This window comes from Cryobacterium sp. PAMC25264 (assembly GCF_019443325.1).
Classification (GTDB): Bacteria; Actinomycetota; Actinomycetes; order Actinomycetales; family Microbacteriaceae; genus Cryobacterium.
Genome location: NZ_CP080383.1, coordinates 2814708 through 2831693, shown reverse-complemented (window position 1 = coordinate 2831693; position 16986 = coordinate 2814708). Strand labels below are relative to the sequence as shown.

19 protein-coding genes and 1 pseudogene are annotated in these 16986 nt (G+C 70.0%); 11 read left to right on the top strand and 9 right to left on the bottom strand.

Annotation, left to right across the window (positions count from 1 at the left end; all coding sequences use genetic code 11):
• Positions 1 to 16: 16 nt before the first annotated feature.
• Both KY500_RS13170 and KY500_RS13165 read left to right on the top strand, forming a co-directional pair.
• Positions 17 to 403 carry a VOC family protein gene (locus KY500_RS13170; protein WP_219900926.1) on the top strand — a complete coding sequence of 129 codons (387 nt, stop codon included), beginning with the start codon at positions 17 to 19 and terminating at the stop codon, positions 401 to 403.
• Between the two features lie 58 nt (positions 404 to 461).
• Positions 462 to 1124, top strand: coding sequence for a GyrI-like domain-containing protein (locus tag KY500_RS13165; protein ID WP_255579310.1), 663 nt, complete (start codon positions 462 to 464; stop codon positions 1122 to 1124).
• 80 nt (positions 1125 to 1204) lie between these two features.
• Here the strand turns inward: KY500_RS13165 and KY500_RS13160 are convergent, their stop codons facing one another.
• Positions 1205 to 1996 carry a LysR family substrate-binding domain-containing protein gene (locus KY500_RS13160; protein ID WP_219900925.1) on the bottom strand — a complete coding sequence of 264 codons (792 nt, stop codon included), beginning with the start codon at positions 1994 to 1996 and terminating at the stop codon, positions 1205 to 1207.
• A 141-nt stretch (positions 1997 to 2137) separates the two neighbouring features.
• Between KY500_RS13160 and KY500_RS13155 the strand changes: the two genes are divergently transcribed.
• Entirely contained in the window at positions 2138 to 2578 is a 441-nt protein-coding gene (locus KY500_RS13155; protein WP_255579308.1) for a DUF5997 family protein, read from the top strand.
• Positions 2579 to 2737: 159 nt separating this feature from the next.
• On the opposite strand, the gene KY500_RS13150 is transcribed toward KY500_RS13155, so the two are convergent.
• Entirely contained in the window at positions 2738 to 3397 is a 660-nt protein-coding gene (locus tag KY500_RS13150; RefSeq protein ID WP_219900924.1) for an alpha/beta hydrolase, read from the bottom strand.
• Between the two features lie 212 nt (positions 3398 to 3609).
• Between KY500_RS13150 and KY500_RS13145 the strand changes: the two genes are divergently transcribed.
• A complete protein-coding gene (locus tag KY500_RS13145; protein ID WP_066597778.1) occupies positions 3610 to 4197 on the top strand; it encodes an NUDIX hydrolase family protein in 588 nt (195 codons plus the stop codon).
• Positions 4198 to 4257: 60 nt separating this feature from the next.
• Here KY500_RS13145 and KY500_RS13140 read toward each other — a convergent pair whose 3' ends face one another.
• The 5 genes from KY500_RS13140 to KY500_RS13120 form a co-directional block, all read right to left on the bottom strand.
• Entirely contained in the window at positions 4258 to 5238 is a 981-nt protein-coding gene (locus KY500_RS13140) for a nucleoside hydrolase (protein ID WP_219900923.1), read from the bottom strand.
• A gap of 247 nt (positions 5239 to 5485) precedes the next feature.
• Positions 5486 to 5977 (bottom strand): GNAT family N-acetyltransferase, encoded by a 492-nt coding sequence (locus KY500_RS13135; RefSeq protein ID WP_066597774.1) that lies wholly within the window; start codon positions 5975 to 5977, stop codon positions 5486 to 5488.
• A 381-nt stretch (positions 5978 to 6358) separates the two neighbouring features.
• On the bottom strand, positions 6359 to 7897 hold the full coding sequence (locus tag KY500_RS13130) for a DEAD/DEAH box helicase (protein ID WP_219900922.1): 1539 nt from the start codon (positions 7895 to 7897) through the stop codon (positions 6359 to 6361).
• Positions 7898 to 8210: 313 nt separating this feature from the next.
• A complete protein-coding gene (locus KY500_RS13125) occupies positions 8211 to 8846 on the bottom strand; it encodes a DUF1684 domain-containing protein (protein WP_219900921.1) in 636 nt (211 codons plus the stop codon).
• Between the two features lie 4 nt (positions 8847 to 8850).
• A complete protein-coding gene (locus tag KY500_RS13120) occupies positions 8851 to 9441 on the bottom strand; it encodes a hypothetical protein (protein ID WP_219900920.1) in 591 nt (196 codons plus the stop codon).
• Between the two features lie 43 nt (positions 9442 to 9484).
• Between KY500_RS13120 and KY500_RS13115 the strand changes: the two genes are divergently transcribed.
• From KY500_RS13115 to KY500_RS13100, 4 genes are all read left to right on the top strand, one after another.
• Complete coding sequence (locus tag KY500_RS13115; protein WP_255579306.1) at positions 9485 to 9931, top strand: EVE domain-containing protein; 447 nt, start codon at positions 9485 to 9487, stop codon at positions 9929 to 9931.
• A gap of 351 nt (positions 9932 to 10282) precedes the next feature.
• Positions 10283 to 11548 (top strand): hypothetical protein, encoded by a 1266-nt coding sequence (locus KY500_RS13110; RefSeq protein ID WP_219900919.1) that lies wholly within the window; start codon positions 10283 to 10285, stop codon positions 11546 to 11548.
• A 131-nt stretch (positions 11549 to 11679) separates the two neighbouring features.
• Positions 11680 to 11922 carry a hypothetical protein gene (locus KY500_RS13105; RefSeq protein ID WP_219900918.1) on the top strand — a complete coding sequence of 81 codons (243 nt, stop codon included), beginning with the start codon at positions 11680 to 11682 and terminating at the stop codon, positions 11920 to 11922.
• A complete protein-coding gene (locus tag KY500_RS13100) occupies positions 11892 to 12152 on the top strand; it encodes a hypothetical protein (protein WP_219900917.1) in 261 nt (86 codons plus the stop codon). Before KY500_RS13105 ends, KY500_RS13100 begins: the two co-directional genes overlap by 31 nt.
• Before the next feature lie 100 nt (positions 12153 to 12252).
• Here KY500_RS13100 and KY500_RS13095 read toward each other — a convergent pair whose 3' ends face one another.
• Positions 12253 to 12786, bottom strand: coding sequence for a TetR/AcrR family transcriptional regulator (locus KY500_RS13095; protein WP_219900916.1), 534 nt, complete (start codon positions 12784 to 12786; stop codon positions 12253 to 12255).
• Between the two features lie 113 nt (positions 12787 to 12899).
• Between KY500_RS13095 and KY500_RS13090 the strand changes: the two genes are divergently transcribed.
• From KY500_RS13090 to KY500_RS13080, 3 genes and pseudogenes are all read left to right on the top strand, one after another.
• Positions 12900 to 13262 carry a DUF4267 domain-containing protein gene (locus tag KY500_RS13090; protein WP_219900915.1) on the top strand — a complete coding sequence of 121 codons (363 nt, stop codon included), beginning with the start codon at positions 12900 to 12902 and terminating at the stop codon, positions 13260 to 13262.
• Between the two features lie 69 nt (positions 13263 to 13331).
• A complete protein-coding gene (locus tag KY500_RS13085) occupies positions 13332 to 13805 on the top strand; it encodes a DUF1772 domain-containing protein (RefSeq protein WP_219900914.1) in 474 nt (157 codons plus the stop codon).
• Positions 13806 to 13974: 169 nt separating this feature from the next.
• A pseudogene (locus tag KY500_RS13080) lies at positions 13975 to 14276 on the top strand (DUF427 domain-containing protein).
• Between the two features lie 173 nt (positions 14277 to 14449).
• Here KY500_RS13080 and mgtA read toward each other — a convergent pair.
• Positions 14450 to 16969, bottom strand: a complete 2520-nt coding sequence (gene mgtA / locus KY500_RS13075) for a magnesium-translocating P-type ATPase (protein ID WP_219900913.1) — start codon at positions 16967 to 16969, stop codon at positions 14450 to 14452.
• Positions 16970 to 16986: the final 17 nt, after the last annotated feature.

Sequence of the window (16986 nt, the reverse complement as noted above, 5' to 3'; positions counted from 1 at the left end):
CCAGAAGGAGCACACCATGCCCACCATCGACCCGGAGTACCTGCACGGTTTCAGCGGATTCGCGGTGCCCGACATCGAGGCGGCGCGCACCTTCTACGCCGACGTGCTCGGTCTCGAGGTGGCGGACGGTGGAATGGGCATGCTGCGGCTGACCCTGCCCGGTGGCGCCGACGTGATCATCTACCCCAAGCCCGACCATCAGCCGGCCGTGTTCACCATCCTCAACCTGGAGGTGGCAGACATCAACCAGTCCGCCGACGTGCTCGCCGAGCGCGGGGTGGAGTTCCTCCGCTACGACTTCGACGGATTCGAGCAGGACGAACGAGGCATCGCGAACGGGAACCCAAGGATCGCCTGGTTCACCGACCCGGCGGGCAACATCCTCTCTGTGCTGCAGAACTGACCCGGTCGTGCCTCGCGTGACGGTGCCCGGAGCGGATGTGGCGCCCGGCGGTACGACCGTGACCAGAGACGTTGCGTCGTCTGGCGATGTGGCGGCGCCGTACGACATCAAGCGCGAACTGCGGGCGCTCTATGCCCCGAAGAACCGGGAGTGGGAGAGAGTGACGGTGCCGCCGCAGCGGTTCCTCGCGGTCGACGGGCATGGCGATCCGAACACGTCCCCGGCGTATACCGAGGCCGTGGAGGCGCTCTACGCGGTGGCGTACACGGTGAAGTTCGCGAGCAAACGGGCCGGCCGCGACCTGGTGGTGGGGCCGCTGGAGGGGCTCTGGTACGCCGACGACGCATCCGTCTTCAGCGCACGCGACAAGGATGCCTGGAGCTGGACCATGCTGATCAGCCAGCCCGACTGGGTGAGCGATGCGCACATCGGCGAGGCCATCGCCGCGGCACGCGCTAAAGCTGCCACGAAGAAGAAGCCGCTGCCCGCGCTGGACCGGCTGCGTGTCGAGGCCCTCGATGAGGGCCTCTGCGAGCAGGTGCTGCACGTGGGCTCCTATGACGACGAGACGCCCGTGCTGGCCAGGCTGCACGGCGAGGTCCTGCCCGCCGCCGGGATGCGGGAACGCGGCCGGCACCATGAGGTCTACCTCGGCGACCCCCGCCGGGTCGCCCCCGATAAACTCCGCACCGTCCTGCGCCAGCCCGTGGCCCCCACCTGACGCCCGCCCCCATCCGCGAGCTGTGAGCAAAGCCCCACAAAAGCGCCCGGATGCGTGCTTAACTCACGGTTCGTGAGCCGTCAGCGGCCGCCGCGGCGCTTGCCGGCCTGCGGGCTGGGGGAGTTGCGGGTGCGCCCGGCGCTCTGGGTCTTACGTGCGGTGGCCGGCTTGGCCGCGGCCGCGGCGGCGCGCACGGCCTTCGCGGCGGCCTTCGCCTTCGCGGTCTTCTTTTCCTTCTTCACCGGCTCGTCGGTGGGCAGGGCGGCGTTCTTACGGGAGCTGTCGGGGGTGCGGCCGCGCACGATGCCGATGAACTCTTCCACGTCGGGGGTGGTGTCCACGGTGCGCCAGGCCAGGGCGATGCGGCTCTCGGCGGTGTCCTCCACCGGGCGGGAGACGACATCCTTGCGGCTGTGCAGCCGGGCTACCGAGTGCGGCAGGATGACGATGCCCACGCCGGCGGCGACGAGTTCCATGGTCTCGTCCATGTCGCGCATCGGCGGCAGCGCGCGGCGGCTGCCGGTCCGCACCTCCACGGCAACGTCCCGCCACTCGGGCACCTCGTCCGGATCCTGCAGCAGGTGCTCGTCGACGAGGTCGGCCACGACCACACTGTCGGCATCGGCGATGAAGTGGTCTTTGGCCGCGACCACCACGGGAATCTCGTTATAGAGAGCGATCAGGCTCAGGCCCTCTTCGTTGATCGGGAGGCGTACGAGGCTGACATCGGCGCGGCCGTCGCGCAAGACGGTTTCCTGCTCGGCGGAATCGGTGCGGAACACCTCGAGCTCGACGTCCGGGCGGCGTTCGGCCCAGATGCGGGTCCACTTGGTGGGGGTGACCCCGGCGACGAAGGCAATGGAAAAGGTCACCGGCATCCTCTCGTTGTGCATGTGTCAGTGTGTGGGTGATGGCCGCGCGGCGGAGTGCAATGTGCCGGCGCCGGGTGCGTTTCGAGGCGTTCGGGCGCACGACACCGAAACCTTAGTGCTCTCAGGCTATACGCTGGAACAATGAGCGAGAAGAAGCCCCAGACCATGAAGCCGGCCACGGCTGCCCAGAAGCTCGGGATTCTGCTCGAAGCAGCACCCGAGGAGTTCCAGTCCACCCCGGTGTCGCGCACCGAGCTGGCCGCCCTCGAGGCGAACCCGCCCGAGTGGCTCAGCGAGCTGCGCGCCAACGGACCGCACCCCAAGCAGGTCGTCGCCGCCAAGCTCGGCGTCTCGATCTCGGGCCTGGCCCGCGGCGAGGTCACCGAGCCGCTCACCAGCGCCGAGATCCTCGCGCTGCTCCAGCAGCCGCCGGCCTGGCTCGTCACCGAACGCGCCACCCAGTTCGAGGTGCGCGAAGAGCAGATCCGGGTGAAGGACCGCGACGCCGAGCGCGCTCGCAAGAAGGCGCACGCCGAGCGCTTCGCCGCCCAGAACGAGCAGGCCGCCCGCAAGCGCGGCTAGCTCGCCGCACTTTCATCGAATTGCCCCGTCGCGGATGTCGTCATCCGCCGGATCGGGGCAATTCGTGCGTTAAGGAGGTGGCCGCTGGGGCTTTCCGAGGCTGCGCCGGCGTCGTCGCCATCGGACGGGACACCTCAGGCGCGGGCGGGCTGCCCTTCCTCAAGCAGCCGGGGCCGGGTACTGCGCGCGCAGGAACGTGACGATCTCACCGAGCTCCGCCTGGGAGATCGAGTGCCCGAGCCCCTCGTAGATACCCTCGGTGAGCGTGGAGTGCCCCGGCAACCAGGCCTGGGTGCGCACGACAGCCGCCTCGGGAATCACCGGGTCGAGCGTGCCGCGGCCCCAGAACACCGGCGGCTTGAGTTCGGCCAGGCGAGCGTCACCCGGATGCGTGCTGCTCGCGATGAACCCCGACAGCTGCACCGCGAAGGCGAACCGCTCCGGCGCGTGCCGCATCAGCTGCAGCGTCATGGCGCCGCCCTGCGAGAACCCGAGCAGCCCGATGGAGGTGGGCTGCTCGGGCAGCGCGTCGAGCCAGTCGAGGATCCCGGCCGCGGCGGCATCGAGCGCGTCGCCGACCGGGTCGCCGGGCACGCCGATCGGGAACCAGGACCAGCCCTGGCCCACCGGGAGCGGCGCGCGCAGGGCCGCGATCGTGGGCTCCAGCGGCAAGTGCGGCGCCAACGAGAACAGGTCGCCCTCGTGCGAGCCGTAGCCGTGCAGCACGAGCAGTAGCGGACGGTCCACCCGGTCGGCGACGGCGGCCGACCACAGCACGGCGGCCGGGTCGATGGGCTCGGGACGGATGCTGTCGGCCATTGGCGGTCCTCACACTCAGGTCGACGCGTGTCCTGCCCCGACTCCTTCCAATCCTTCCACGCCCGGCGACCCCCTCTCCCTCCCGCGAACTGTGACTTAAGCCCCAAAATCGGGCCCAAACTGGGGCTTTGCTCACAGTTCGCGAGGGGTGGAACGGGGTCTGTGGGGGCGTCGGTGATGCATCCGCGGCTCTCGTGAGTGAGAATGAACCTATGAGCGTGCGCACCCCTGACCCCGACCCGGACTGGACGCCAGGCGGGGATGACGCGCCGCCGCCCAACAGCAATCCCGGTTGGCTGACCGACGTGGAGCTTGCCGAGATCCGCCAGCGGCTGCCGCTGCTCTACGTGGAGGCCGTGCCCGTTCGGGTCGACGGCCTGGGTCAGGTCGTCGAGGTCGGCGTGCTGTTGCGCGCCACCCCCGAGGGCAAGATGACCCGCACCCTGGTCTCCGGCCGGGTGCTCTACGGCGAGACCCTGCGCGACGCGCTGTTCCGCCACCTCGAGAAGGACCTCGGCCCGATGGCCTTCCCGCAGCTGCCGCCGAGCCCCGTGCCGTACTCGGTCGCCGAGTACTTCCCGATGCCCGGCATCACCGCGTTCACGGATGACCGCCAGCACGCCGTCTCGCTGGCCTACGTCGTCCCCGTGACCGGCACCTGCGACCCCCGCCAGGATGCCCTCGAACTCACCTGGATGACCCCGGAGGAGGCCGCGACCGACGCGGTCTCGGCCGAGATGGAAGGCGGCCGCGGCGGCCTGCTCCGCATGGCCCTGGCCTCGGTCGGCGCGCTGCGCTGACCCGCCCGTCCCCTCTCGCGAACCGTGAGAAAAGCCCCTCTCGGGGAGGTTTTTGCGTGCTTAAGTCACAGCTCGCGGAACTGGGGGAGTGAGGCCCAGGGTGTCGAGGAAGAGGGCGGCGAAGCGCGGTGCGTCCACGTCGAGGGCCACCTCCACGACCTCCCAGCTGTCGATGCTGCCGTGTAGGGTGTCCTCGCCCAGCCGGCTGCGCTGGTCGACGATGGTTTGGCCGCGGCCGTAGCCCGTCAGTTCCACGCGCACGGGCAGCATCCGGGTGCTGAGCGCCTGCGGGTCCACCAGCGCGCAGATCGCACCGGCGTCACCGATCAGGCCGGTGTACTCGGCCATACTGCTCTCGCCGCGCGCCACCCGGTTGGTCAGCAGTGCGCCCACCACACGACCCTGGGTGGAGTCGCCGTCCTCCAGCGCGGTGGCGACCTCGCGGTCGATGGCCACCTGGTTGAAGACGTCCAGCCCGTACATGAACGTGGGGATGCCCGCATCCAGCACGATCGCCGCCGCCTCGGGGTCATGCCACACGTTGAACTCGGCCACGGCCGTGGCGTTGCCCACACTCGCGGAACCGCCCATGAACACGATGCGTTCGATGTTCTCGGCCAGGTCGGGGTACTGGCGCAAGAGCAGCGCCAGGTTGGTCTGCGGAGCCAGCGCCACCAGGGTCACCGGGCGCGCGCTCTCGGAGATCAGCCGGTGCAGCAGTTCGACGGCGTTCACCGGCGCGGGCGTGCGTGAGCTCGGTGGCAGGTGCACGGTGCCGAGACCGCTTTCGCCGTGCACGTGCGAGGCGCTGCGGGCCGGGGAGATCAGCGGCCGGCGTGCGCCGGCGGCGACGGGGATGTCGGGGGCGTTCGCCACATCGAGGATGCGCAGGGTGTTCTCCACAACCCGCTCGAGCGAGGCGTTTCCGGCGACGCAGCTGATGCCGAGCACCTCGATGTCGGGATGCGCGACGGCGAACAGGATGGCGAGGGCGTCATCGACGCCGGTGTCGACGTCGAGAATGACAGGAATCGTGGGCATCCACCGATTTTACGGTGTGCGCGGGGTGCGGGCCGCTCGGGCTTCGCTGCGGGCTCTGAGGGATGTGCTCGATCGCCGGAGGCGGGGTGGGAGTGCTCATCCGGCACGGCAGGGCACGGTCCGGCCCGAAACACCCGGTCCGGCCCGGAACACCCGCCGCGGGACGGGCGCGGCCGGCGCGGGCACGCAGAAGCCCGACCCCGCTGGGCGGGATCGGGCTGGTGCGGGGCCGGATGGCCGGGTGGAGTTAGCGTTCGAGGCGCACCTCGCGGAATGGTTCGCCGAGCACCTCTTCGGTGCGCTCCTGCCCGTCGGGCAGGTAGCCGTTGCGGGCGTAGAAACGGTGGGCGCGGGGGTTGTCGGCGGCCAGCCAGAGGTAGGTGGGGCCCGGGTCGACGACGGCGTCGAAGAGCGCCTGGCCGATGCCGGTGCCCTGGTGGGCCTCGAGCAGGTAGACGAAGTAGAGCTCGTGCTCGGTGGGCTTGCCGGCGTCCCGGCCCGGTCCGCTGCCGGCGAAGCCGACGATCTCGCCGTCGAGCTCGGCCACGACGTGGCGGTAGGCGGGGCCCTGGGCCGAGAACCGGCGCCACATCTGGGCGAGGCGTTCCGGATGCAGCTGCGAGAGAGCAGCCTGGCTCAGGATGTGGTCATAGGACTCGTGCCAGCAAGCCGCGTGGACGCGGCCCAGGCTGTCGGCATCCGCTTCGGTGACGGGCCGAACAACAACTGTGGTGTTCATACCTCGACCCTAACCCCGGCCGCCGACCTCGCCGAACCACCAGGGCCCGGTAGCTCCCTGCCGGCGATCCCGGCAAGACGTGCGCGGGCAGGGCGCCGTTGCGCGCCGCGCGCGCCACCCGCGTAGCGGCGCCGCACCTGCGCATCGTCGCCCGCACCGCGGAACGGCGTTTGTCCCGCGCAACGGTGTTTTCGTCGTCAGGGGGAGCTGCGCGGGCAGGGCGCCGTCACGCGCCGGGCGTGCCACCCGCGTAGCGGCGCCGCGCCCGCGCGTCCGCGTCCGGCCCGCGCAGCGGCCCGGAGACCCAGAACGGGCCGGCTCCGTGTGGAGCCGGCCCGTTCGGGTCATGCGGTGAAACAGTCAGCGGATGCTGAGGGCTGGTTAGCCCTGCGCGCGGCGCGGAGCCGAGCGGCGGGCGCCGCCGCCGGTGGAACCGGAGCCGCGCACCAGGCCGCCGACCTGCAGGCCGCCGGAGCGACCGGAGCCGCCGTTGCCCGAGCCGCCGGTGCGGGGCGCGTTGCCGCGGCCGCCGGATGCGGGACGCTCGGTGCGGTCGCGACGGGCGCCGCCGGCTGCAACGGCATCGCCGCTGCGGCCGCCACGGCCACCGGAGTCGCGCGAGCCGCGGCCGCCGTTGTCACGGTCGTCGCGGTTGACGCGCTTGCGCTGAGCGTTGGCGCCCTGCGAGCGGCCGCCCTGAGACTGACCGTGCGGCTGCTCCACGCGGGGAACCGGCTTGACGTACGCGGCCACGTCGCCGGTGAGGGCGATCACGGCGGGGGAGGCGGCGTTGACGCGCTGCGGGGTCACCGTGATGGCGGCCTTGCGCAGGAGCTGGTCGGTGTCGCGCTTCTGCGCGGGCAGCACGATGGTGACGACGTCACCGGCGCTGCCGGCACGGGCGGTGCGGCCCGAGCGGTGCAGGTACGCCTTGTGCTCTGCGGGCGGGTCCACGTGGATGACGAGTTCGATGTCGTCGACGTGCACGCCGCGGGCGGCGACGTCGGTGGCGACGAGAACCTTCACGTCGCCGGCGCTGAATGCGGCGAGGTTGCGGTCACGGGCCACCTGCGAGAGGTTGCCGTGCAGGTCGACCGACGGGATGCCGGCATCCGTCAGTGCCTTGGCGAGCTTCTTGGCGTGGTGCTTGGTGCGCATGAAGAGGATCCGGCGGCCGGTGCCCGAAGCGAGCTTCTCGATGAGCTCCTTCTTGGACTCGGCGGTGTCGACCTCGAACACGTGGTGGGTCATCGCGGAGACGTGGCTGGTGGCCTCGTCGACGGAGTGCAGAACCTCGTTGTGCAGGAAGCGGCGCACGATCTTGTCCACGCCGTTGTCGAGCGTGGCCGAGAACAGCAGGCGCTGGCCGCTGGACGGGGTCTTGTCCAGGATGCGCGTGACGACGGGCAGGAAGCCCAGGTCGGCCATGTGGTCGGCCTCGTCGAGCACGGTGATCTCGACGGAGTCGAGGTTGACGAAGCCCTGCTTCATGAGGTCCTCGAGGCGGCCGGGGCAGGCCACGACGATGTCGACGCCGGCCTTGAGCGCGGCGACCTGACGGTTCTGCGAGACGCCGCCGAAGATGGTGGTGGTGTTCAGGCCGTAGGCCTCGGCCAGCGGGGTGAGCGCTGCGGTGATCTGGGTGGCCAGCTCGCGGGTCGGTGCGAGGATCAGGCCGAGCGGCCGGCCCGGGCGGCGCTTGCCGCCGGCGAGCTTGCCGCCGAGGCGCGACACCATGGGGATGGAGAACGCGAGGGTCTTGCCCGAGCCGGTCTTACCGCGGCCCAGGACATCGCGGCCCTTGAGGGTGTCGGGCAGGGTGTCGACCTGGATCGGGAACGGACTGTCGATGCCCTGCGAGGTGAGCACGGCAACGAGGGGAGCGGGCACGCCAAGCGCGCCAAAGGAAGTTTCAGACAAAGTGGTGCCTTTCGGGCATCAGTCACCTCGCTCGAACCGGTGCCGCCCAAAAGCGACGGCCGGAGCCAGGAGGATTCACATGGCGAAGGTGCCGATGGGCACATCCGTTCGCCGTAAGAAAGTGTCATTCGAAAAATCGAGCGGTTCGCCGGCATCGAGTCGTACTCGTGCTCGCGCGGCCATCGATAAGAAGAGGGCGTTCTACGACGCAGTGAGCGCAACTACGAACTCACAAGTACGTCTACTCTAGCGGATGCTGTCAAGCAGACAGCAAAAATACCCCGCAAACAGTCGGTGGCCGGGACTTTCGGCCCTAGCCCCGCGGCGTGTAGAGCTCGCCGACCGGGATGTCGACGGTGACGATGTTGCCCGCCTGCGGCAGCGGGCACGCCCACATCGGGTCGTACGCGCAGGACGGGTTATAGGCGAAGTTGAAGTCGAGGATCAGGCTGTCGTCACCGACGCCGGGGCCGAGGTCGGCGCCCTTGATGGTGTCGAGCAGGTAGCGGCCGCCACCGTAGGTGCCGCCGGACTTGCCCGCGAGGCCGTCCTTGAGCGGCAGGAACAGGCCGCCGCCGTAGCTGGCGAGTCGCCAGACGTCCAGCGAGCCGATGTAGGGCAGCCGCACGGTGCCCACCAGGTCGAACGGCACGACGCCGTCGGTGCCGGTCTCCACCTTGATGCGCAACGGCTCCTCGGTGCGGTGCACCTCCACCTCGAACCGCCAGTCGGGGTCGTACGCGGCGACCGTGAGGCCCGTGAACGCGGCCCGGTCGTCGGGCAGCAGGGGCGAGGCCGGATGCCCGGCGAAGAGTTCGTCGCGTCCGGAGCGCCAGAGTTCGTGGCCGGCCGAGGGCTTGCGGGCACTGAGCTGGCGCACCCCGCCGTAGAGCCCGAAGACGCGGCGGCGCCAGTCGGCGATCTGCAGGGCTCCGATGGATGAACTCATGTGCTCAGGCTAACCCGTCCTCCCGCCCGGTCGGCTCGGCGGCGCGCTCGGCCTCGTGCTCGGCACGCTCGGCCTCGGCGGCGCCCGCGGCCACGAAGGCGGGGTCGTCGGCGCCCAAGTCGTAGCGCCAGGTCGGTGCAAGGGCCTTGAGCCGAAGCATCCGCAGCTGCCAGAACGCCCACAGGCCCGGCCAGACCGCCAGGGTCGCCGGTCCTGCGGAGAAGATCAGCTGGTCGCGGTACAGGGTCTTGCCGGTGCCGGCCGGGTCGGGCGAGATGGCCATGCTGTGGTCCCAGTGCGTCACGGCCTTCATGGCGCCGGAGACCCCGTTGCCGGTGTCGTGCACGATCCGCACGCCGTTCTTGGTGGTGCGCATGTTGAGCCGGATCATCTGTTCGCCCAGCGGCACCAAGCCCAGGCCGCTCATGGTCACCGGGTGTTCGCCGGGGGACCAGGTGGTGGGGAAGCCATCCGTTTCGAGGGATTCGACGCTCATCAGCGGCGCGCTGACCTCGCGGAACACGGCGGGACTGGCCAGCGCCCGCCAGGCGGCGTCGGGGGTGCAGTCGAGGATCTCTTTGAGTAATACACGCATGCCCTCAGTCTGTGCTGTCGGAGCAATGCACTACAACTAGTACGTGGCGATTCGGTACTGGCTCGGGGTGGTGCAGCAGGAGTATGTGCTGCGCAGCGTGTCCATGGGCCTGGCCCAGGTGAACTTCGCCGCCCGCGAGCTGCTCGAAGACATGAACGAATCCGACGGGCTGGTCTACTACTCGCCGAAGACCCAGTTCGAGGGCGACCGGCTGCGCGAGTTCACCGCCATCGGCTACGTGAGCGACAACGCCGTGGTGCAGGTAGGCGTCTCCGGCAGCGAGTACCGCCCGTGGCGGCGCAAGGTGGCCTACGATCCGGATGCCGAGCCCGCGTCGATCCGGCCCCTGCTCAAGGTGCTCGACCTCACCCGGGGCGACCCCAACTGGGGCCTGAAGCTCCGACGCGGCCTGCTCGAGATCAGCCGGCACGACTTCGAGCTGATCCGCGCCCAGATGCGCCGCCCCAGCGCCGACGACCGCCGCCGCTAGCCGATCGTGCCCAGCGTCGCTGCTCGGACTTGATCAGTGCGGCCCGATCCATCCCGCTGGTCGAGCCTGCCCCGGCCGCCCGACCATCCCGCTGGTCGAGCCTACCTGGGTGCGTCCCCGTCTCGTTGGTCGAGCTTGTCGAGACCCGTCGAGCCGATCCCGGAACAAGCCATCCTGGCCTTCACCGCACCTCGTATCGCTGGCCGCGCCCGCTATAGCGGGCGCGGTCGCCCACAGGGGGAGCAGCGAGCATCCGACCGGGCACACGCACCTACCGGATGCGCCACGAAAGACCCCCGGGACCGGCCTGCCACCAGCCATTCCACCAGCTTCGCTCAATAAGATGGCCGCATGACTGATGCTTTGTGGTGGCTCCCGTCCGTCATTGTTCTCGGCGTGGTCGTGGGGGTCATCTGGCTGTTCGTGTCGGCATCCCGGCGCAGGGGTCGCAGTATCCGTGCCGCCGAGACCGCGGAGATCACCGAGCGGGCGCGTACCGCCGCGATCAGCCTGGTGCGGGCCGACGACCTCATCGAGTCCGCCACCGACGAGCTCGGTTTCGCCCAGGCGCAATTCGGCGAGCGGGCCACGGCCGACTTCGCCGCAGCGCTCGACGTGTCGAAGCGGCAGTTGCGCGAGGCGTTCGCCTTGCAGCAGAAGCTCGACGATGGCGTGCCCGACACCGACTCCCAGATCCGGCAGTGGACCGAGCAGATCACCCGGCTCGCCGACGAGGCCACCGTTCGGCTGAACGCGCAGACCCGCGAGTTCGACAGCAAGCGCGTGGTGGAGCAGAACGCGCCACTGCAGCTCGAGCAGCTTCGCCGCCGCCTCGACCGGGCCACCGATCGTCTCGCCGGCGGCGCCGCCACTCTCGACCGCCTCGCCACCACCTACTCCGCGTCCGCGCTGGCCGCCATCAGCGGCAACGTCGAGCGGGCTCGCACCGCCATCGACGAGGGCCGCCGTGCCGCGGATGCCGCCGATACGCGCCTCGCCGCCGGCGCCACCGAGCCCGTCGGCGACCAGGTCAGCGCCGCCGAGCATGGGCTCTTCACCGCGACCACCCTGTTGGACGCCATCGAAACCGGCGAGGACCAGCTGCATGTGGCCTTCGCCAGCCTCGGCACCGCCCTCGCCGGAGCCGAGACCGAACTGGCCGAGGCCCGTGCTCTGCGCGACCGGCACGAGGAATCCGAGGCCAGCACCGAGCTCAACCGGGTGATCGCCGACGCCGACACCGTGGTGGCCGACCTGCGCCGACCCGGCCGGGTGAGCGACCCCGCCGCCGACCTCGCTCGGCTTCGCGAAGCCCTCGACGGGCTCGACGTCACCCGCTCCGAGGCCCGCAACCGGCAGTTGCGGCTCGACAACGCCCGCGAAGCCTTCGTGGGCGCCCGGCTGGCCGCCCGCAGCCAGATCGGCCTCACTCGCGATTTCATCACCGCCAACCGGGGCCGGGTGGGCGCCGACGCCCGCACCCGCCTTGCCGAGGCCGAACGCCAGCTCGCCCTCGCCGAGGCCGAGGCCGACCCGGTCACCGCGCTCGACGGCGCCCGTCGGGCCATGACCCACGCCACCGACGCCGACGCCCTCGCCCACTACGACGCCCCGTGACTCTTTTTCCCGCCGCCGGAGTCCGCCGACCGGTATTCTGAACGGGTGAGCGACGCCCAGCCCAGATCAAGTACCAGGTCCGATTCGACTGGGGTCTGGCGGGCTTCCAGGCCCTCGCGGCCGAGGCCGACGTGGTTGTGCTCGCCGACGAGTTGCCTCCCGTGGATGCCGCGCACAGCTTCCCCACCCCGGTCGCCACCCACACCGTCATCGCGGCAAACCTGGCCACGAGTGCACTCGTGGCCGACTGGGCCTTGGCCCGCCAGACCGAGAAGGGCGACCGCTTCTCCGTGGCGGTCATCGCCGTGGGGAGCGCCGCACCGATGGCAGCATCCGCTTCGCCATGGAGGACCAGCTCGTCGCCGGCGCCGTGATCGACGCCCTCGCCGAACGCGGCATCGACCACTGCTCCCCGGAGGCCGCAGCAGCTGCGGCGAGTTTCGTGGGACTCAAGCGCGCCGTGCAGCACCTCGTGAAGGCGTCCGAAACCGGGCAGGCCCTCGTCGCAGCTGCGGGGGTGGCCGCCGCGGGCCCGGCACAGCCTGCGGCCACGGATGCCGCGGCCCACGTCACCGTTGTGCGCGCCTACGACTTCCTCGCCTGATCGGGACGGCCGACCACCCCGATGTCGATCCTCGGGGTCCGAGGCTGGCCGCTGGGACTCACGTCACCACCAGGATCGACCCGTTTCGGCGAAGACGAGGTCAGTGTGCCAGCACCGCGTGTGCGCGGTTCAGCCGCGCCTCGGCCTGCCCTGCGGGTATGCGCCCGCTGATCTGAAGGGTCGCGAGTCCGTGCAGGGTCGCCCAGGCGACCTCCGATGCGGTGTCGTCAGTACCGGGGAATGCCTCTTGGATCGCCGCGAAAGCGCGCCGGAGTGGCGCGGGGCTGTCGTCGGCGCCGAACGGAAGGCCTGACGGCATGGAGAACATCACCTCGTACAGACGCGGTTGGGAGGTGGCGAACCCGAGGTAGGCCCGCATCCGCGACATCGGGTCGGGAGCGACAGCGTCAAGGGCATCGGCGATCGCGGTGAACCCCTGCAGTGCGACGGCCTCGAGGAGTGCCTGGCGACCGCCGGCGAAGGCGCTGTACAGCACCGGTTGCGTCACGCCGATCTCGGTTGCGACCCGGCGCATGGTCACTGCAGTCCACCCTTCGGACTCGGCGATGCTGCACGCCGCCTGAGTGATTTGATCGCGTCTGAGGTTGAGGTCGGGGACGGGTCGAGGAGCCATGCTGACAGATTAGCACGGTTACATAACAGTGCTAGTTTCTGTTCCACGCTGTGCTAGCGTCGTTATCGAACAGTGTTAGATAACGTGATTAGACCCCATTGGAATGAGTTCACATGTACATCACCGCCCTCGTCGTCGCCGTCCTCGGCTGCCTCTTCATCCTTGTTATCGGCGCCCGGTTCCTCCTCGCCCCCAGTGCGGCGCTGGCTGGTTTTGGCATTACCGAGGACCGCGCTCGCGCCCTGACCAGTATCAAGGGCGTCCGTGACATCACCTCTGGCATCGTGCCTCTTGTCGTCCTCGTCGTCGCCGGAGGGCACGTCTTCGGGTGGGTGCTCGTGGCTGCCGCGATCACCCCCATCGGGGACGCGATCATCGTCACCTCCAACGGTGGCACCGTGCGGCACGCGCTGAGTGTGCACGGGGCGACCGCTCTGGTGCTCGTCGTCGCCGGCCTCATCCTGGCCTTCGTCTGACCCGTCACGCAGCGAGGCGCGCCTGTCGCGGCTCGGGCTCTCCCCTGAAACAGAAAGGCATACCCCCTTATGACTTCCCTCGCGCACGTTTCCGCACTCCTCGCGATCATGGGTGTCAGTGTTGTCTACGGCACCGACGTCTTCTGCGCCCTGGTGCTGCGTCCAGCCCTCGCCCAGGTCGATGATTCGGCTCTGTCCACGGTGATGGGTGCTGTGCATCGCTACGGCGACAGGCGGATGCCCGTTCCCGGCGCCGTCGGTCTCGTCGCCTCCGCCGCCGCCACCGTTCTCGCCGCGATCGGCGACAACGTCGTGGCCGCATGCGCTGCGGGTGTGGCTCTCGCTCTGCTGGTCGTCTGGATGGTGCTCTACGTGAGGGCCAGCGCACCGATCAATAGGGCCTTCACGGCCGCGGCGGACGCTCGGGTCATCCCCACGAATGCCCGCGCACTCCAGGCCGGCTGGGATCGCATCATCACGCTCCGCTCAACGCTGCAGGGGCTGGCCGTCCTCGCGCTGGGTGTCAGCCTCCTCGTGGGCTGAGACCGGCACCCGCCGCCGCTGGCGGACGCCGTTGGCGCCACCAGACATCGTTCCGACGGGAATGTGTGCCGGTGTTCGGGTGTTGCAGAGCAGCACCGGTTTCTGTCTGCGGCATCCGCTGCACCGCGGCGGCCGGCGATCACTGCACAGCCCAACGAAGGAGTCAACCATGAAGGCAGTACTCAACGGCACGGTCGTGGCCGAAGCCCCCGAGAACGAACTCATCAAGATCGAGGGCAACTGGTACTTCCCCCGTCGAGCGTCAAGGACGAGTTCCTGGCGCCCACCGACACTCAGTACACCTGCTCGTGGAAGGGCGAGTGCCAGTACTTCACCGTGACCGATGGCGTCTCCACGGTGGTCGACGGCGCGTTCAGCTACCCCACGCCCACCCCCAGCTCGTTCGACCGGGTCGGCAAGGACTACAGCGGCTACGTCGCCTTCTGGAAAGACCTCAAGGTCATGGAGTAGCCCCGCCGCACCCCGCGCACCCACCGCACCTCGCGCGGCTCGGGAAGGCTGCGCGCCCCTTCTGTTCCCCGTGCGGACATGTGCGCCCGGTACGCCGGGCGCATTTGTCCGTTCTGGCAACAGTCAGTCTCTGCGAACGGATGCCGCGCCCGCCGCGCCCGCCGCCGCCGCGGTCAGAACCGCACGAACCGCTTGAGCGCCTCGTTCGCGAGCCCGTAGCCGAGCACCATGGCGAACAGGGCCAGCAGCAGCGCCGGCGGCACCGCCACGAACTGCGCCAGCGCGCCCAGCGGGGTGAAGGTGAGCGTCACCGTGGCGGCCGCCACGCCGAGGCTCACCCAGAAGAACACTCCGTCCGGTCGGCTGAGCCAGGCCGGCCGGCTGGTGCGCAGGGTCATCATCGCCACGAACTGGGTGAGTCCGGACTCGATGAACCAGCCCGTGCGGAAGGTGGCGGCATCCGTGTGGAACACCCAGCGCATCAACGCGAAGGTGGCCAAGTCGAACACAGTGCTGAGCAGCCCGAACATGATCATGAACCGGGTCACCTGACGCATGTCCCACACGCCGGCCACCTGGAGCCGCTCGTGGTCGACGTTGTCGCGTGACACCAGAGTGTTGGGGATGTCGGCCAGGAAGTTCAGCAGCAGGATCTGACCGGGCAGCATCGGCAGGAACGGCAGCGTCGCCGCGGCGATGACCATGCTCAGGATGTTGCCGAAGTTGGCGCTGGACGCCACCCGCACGTATTTGAGCGTGTTCGAGAACGTGTGCCGGCCGAGCCGCACCCCGGTGGCCACCACGGCGAGTTCCTTGGTGAGCAGCACCACCGCGGCGGCCTTCTTCGCCACGCTGGCGGCGGTGTCCACCGAGATGCCCACATCCGCGCCGTGTAGGGCGGTGGCGTCGTTGATGCCGTCGCCGAGGAACGCCACGGTCTCCCCCGCATCGCGGAGCGACGCCACGATCACCTGTTTCTGGCTGGGCTCGACCTCGGCGAAGATGCTCGTGCGCGACACCAGCTCGTGAACCTGCGCCTCGCCCAGGCCGGCCAGGTCGGCGCCCACGGCCACCCGGCCGGCGTCGATGCCCAGCTGCGGGGCGAGCGCCGCGGCCACATACCGGTTGTCACCGGTGAGAATCTTGGTGCGGATGCCCAGCGCCGCCAGTTCCGCCAGCGAAGCCTGGGCGTCCTCCTTGACCGGGTCGAGGAAGGCGAGAAAGCCACCGAAGACGAGGTCGTGTTCGTCGACCACCATCAGCGGCCGGTCCGAGTCGACCGGGGCCGTGGCCAGCCCGATCACCCGGTAGCCGTCGGCACTCAGCCGACGGAACCGGTCGGCGATCTCCGCCCGGATCGGATCGAGCGGGCGGATGCCGTCGGCCGTGTCCACCCGGGAGCAGCAGGCCAGCACGCCGTCGAAGGCGCCCTTGGTGATCATGGTGCGCGCTCCGGCGACGTCGGCCACCACCGTGAGGCGTTTACGGGTGAAGTCGTAGGGCACCTCGTCGAGCAACACCGCGCCAGGCGGCAGCGGCCGGCGGGCCAACACGGCCAGGTCGAGCGGGTTGGGGTACCCGGACTGCAGGCCGGCGTTGAGCGCCGCGAGGTCGAGCATCCGTTCGCTGGGCTGCCCGGCGGCGTCGAGGGCCCGGTCGACCCTGACGCTGCCGGCCGTGATGGTGCCGGTCTTGTCGGTGCACAGCACGCTCATCGAACCCAGGTCTTCGATCACGTCGAGGCGCTTGACGATCACGTCCTGCCGGGCCATCCGCCGGGCGCCGGCGGCCAGGCTCACCGAGACCACCACGGGCAGCATCTGGGGAGTGATGCCCACGGCCAGGGCCAGGGCGAAGAGCAGGGAGTCGATCAACGGACGGCCGAGCACCAGGTTGATCAGGAGGATCGCCGCGACCATCATGACCATCACGCGCAGCAACAGCAGGCCGAACGCCCGGATGCCGGTTTCGAAGCTGGTGGGTTCAGCCCGCTTCTCCAGCGCCGTGGAGATGTGTCCGAAGGTGCTGTCGGCGCCCACGAGCACCGCGATGGCCACGGCCTTGCCGCTCACCACGCTGGTGCCGTTGAAGAGGATGTTGCTGCGTTGCGCCAGCGGGGTATCGACGGGGAGCGGGCCGCCGGCCTGTTTGGCCACCGGAAAGGATTCCCCGGTGAGCGACGATTCGTCGACTTGGAGGTCGTCGGTCTCCACGAGGCGGCAGTCGGCGGGCACGATGTCGCCCGCACCGAGCACGACCCGGTCGCCCGGCCGTACCGCATCGGTAGGCAGGTCCACCAGGGCATCGCCGTGTTGTACGCGCACGGTGACCGCGACGCTGGCGAGCAGGTTCGCCACGGCGTCGGCGGCCCGGCCCTCCTGCCAGGCGCCGAGCGCGGCGCTGAGCACCACGATGAGCAGGATCACCCCGCCATCGACGTTGTCGCCGGTTGCCGTGGCGATCAGGGCCGCCACGAGCAGGATCATCGTGATCGGGCTGGACAGTTGACGGAGCACGATGCCGGCCCAGGACCGCAACCGGGAGTGGCCGCGGGTGCGGGCGAGGGGTGCGGCGGCGGCATCCGGAGCCGGGAACAGCGTCGCTACCTCGTCGACGGTGAGAGCCCAGAAGCTGGTCGCCGCGGGGTCCGTCGGGGTGCGCCGAGGAGAGTGGGTGGGGCGGGTTGTTGTCACTCGAGGCTCCTGACGGA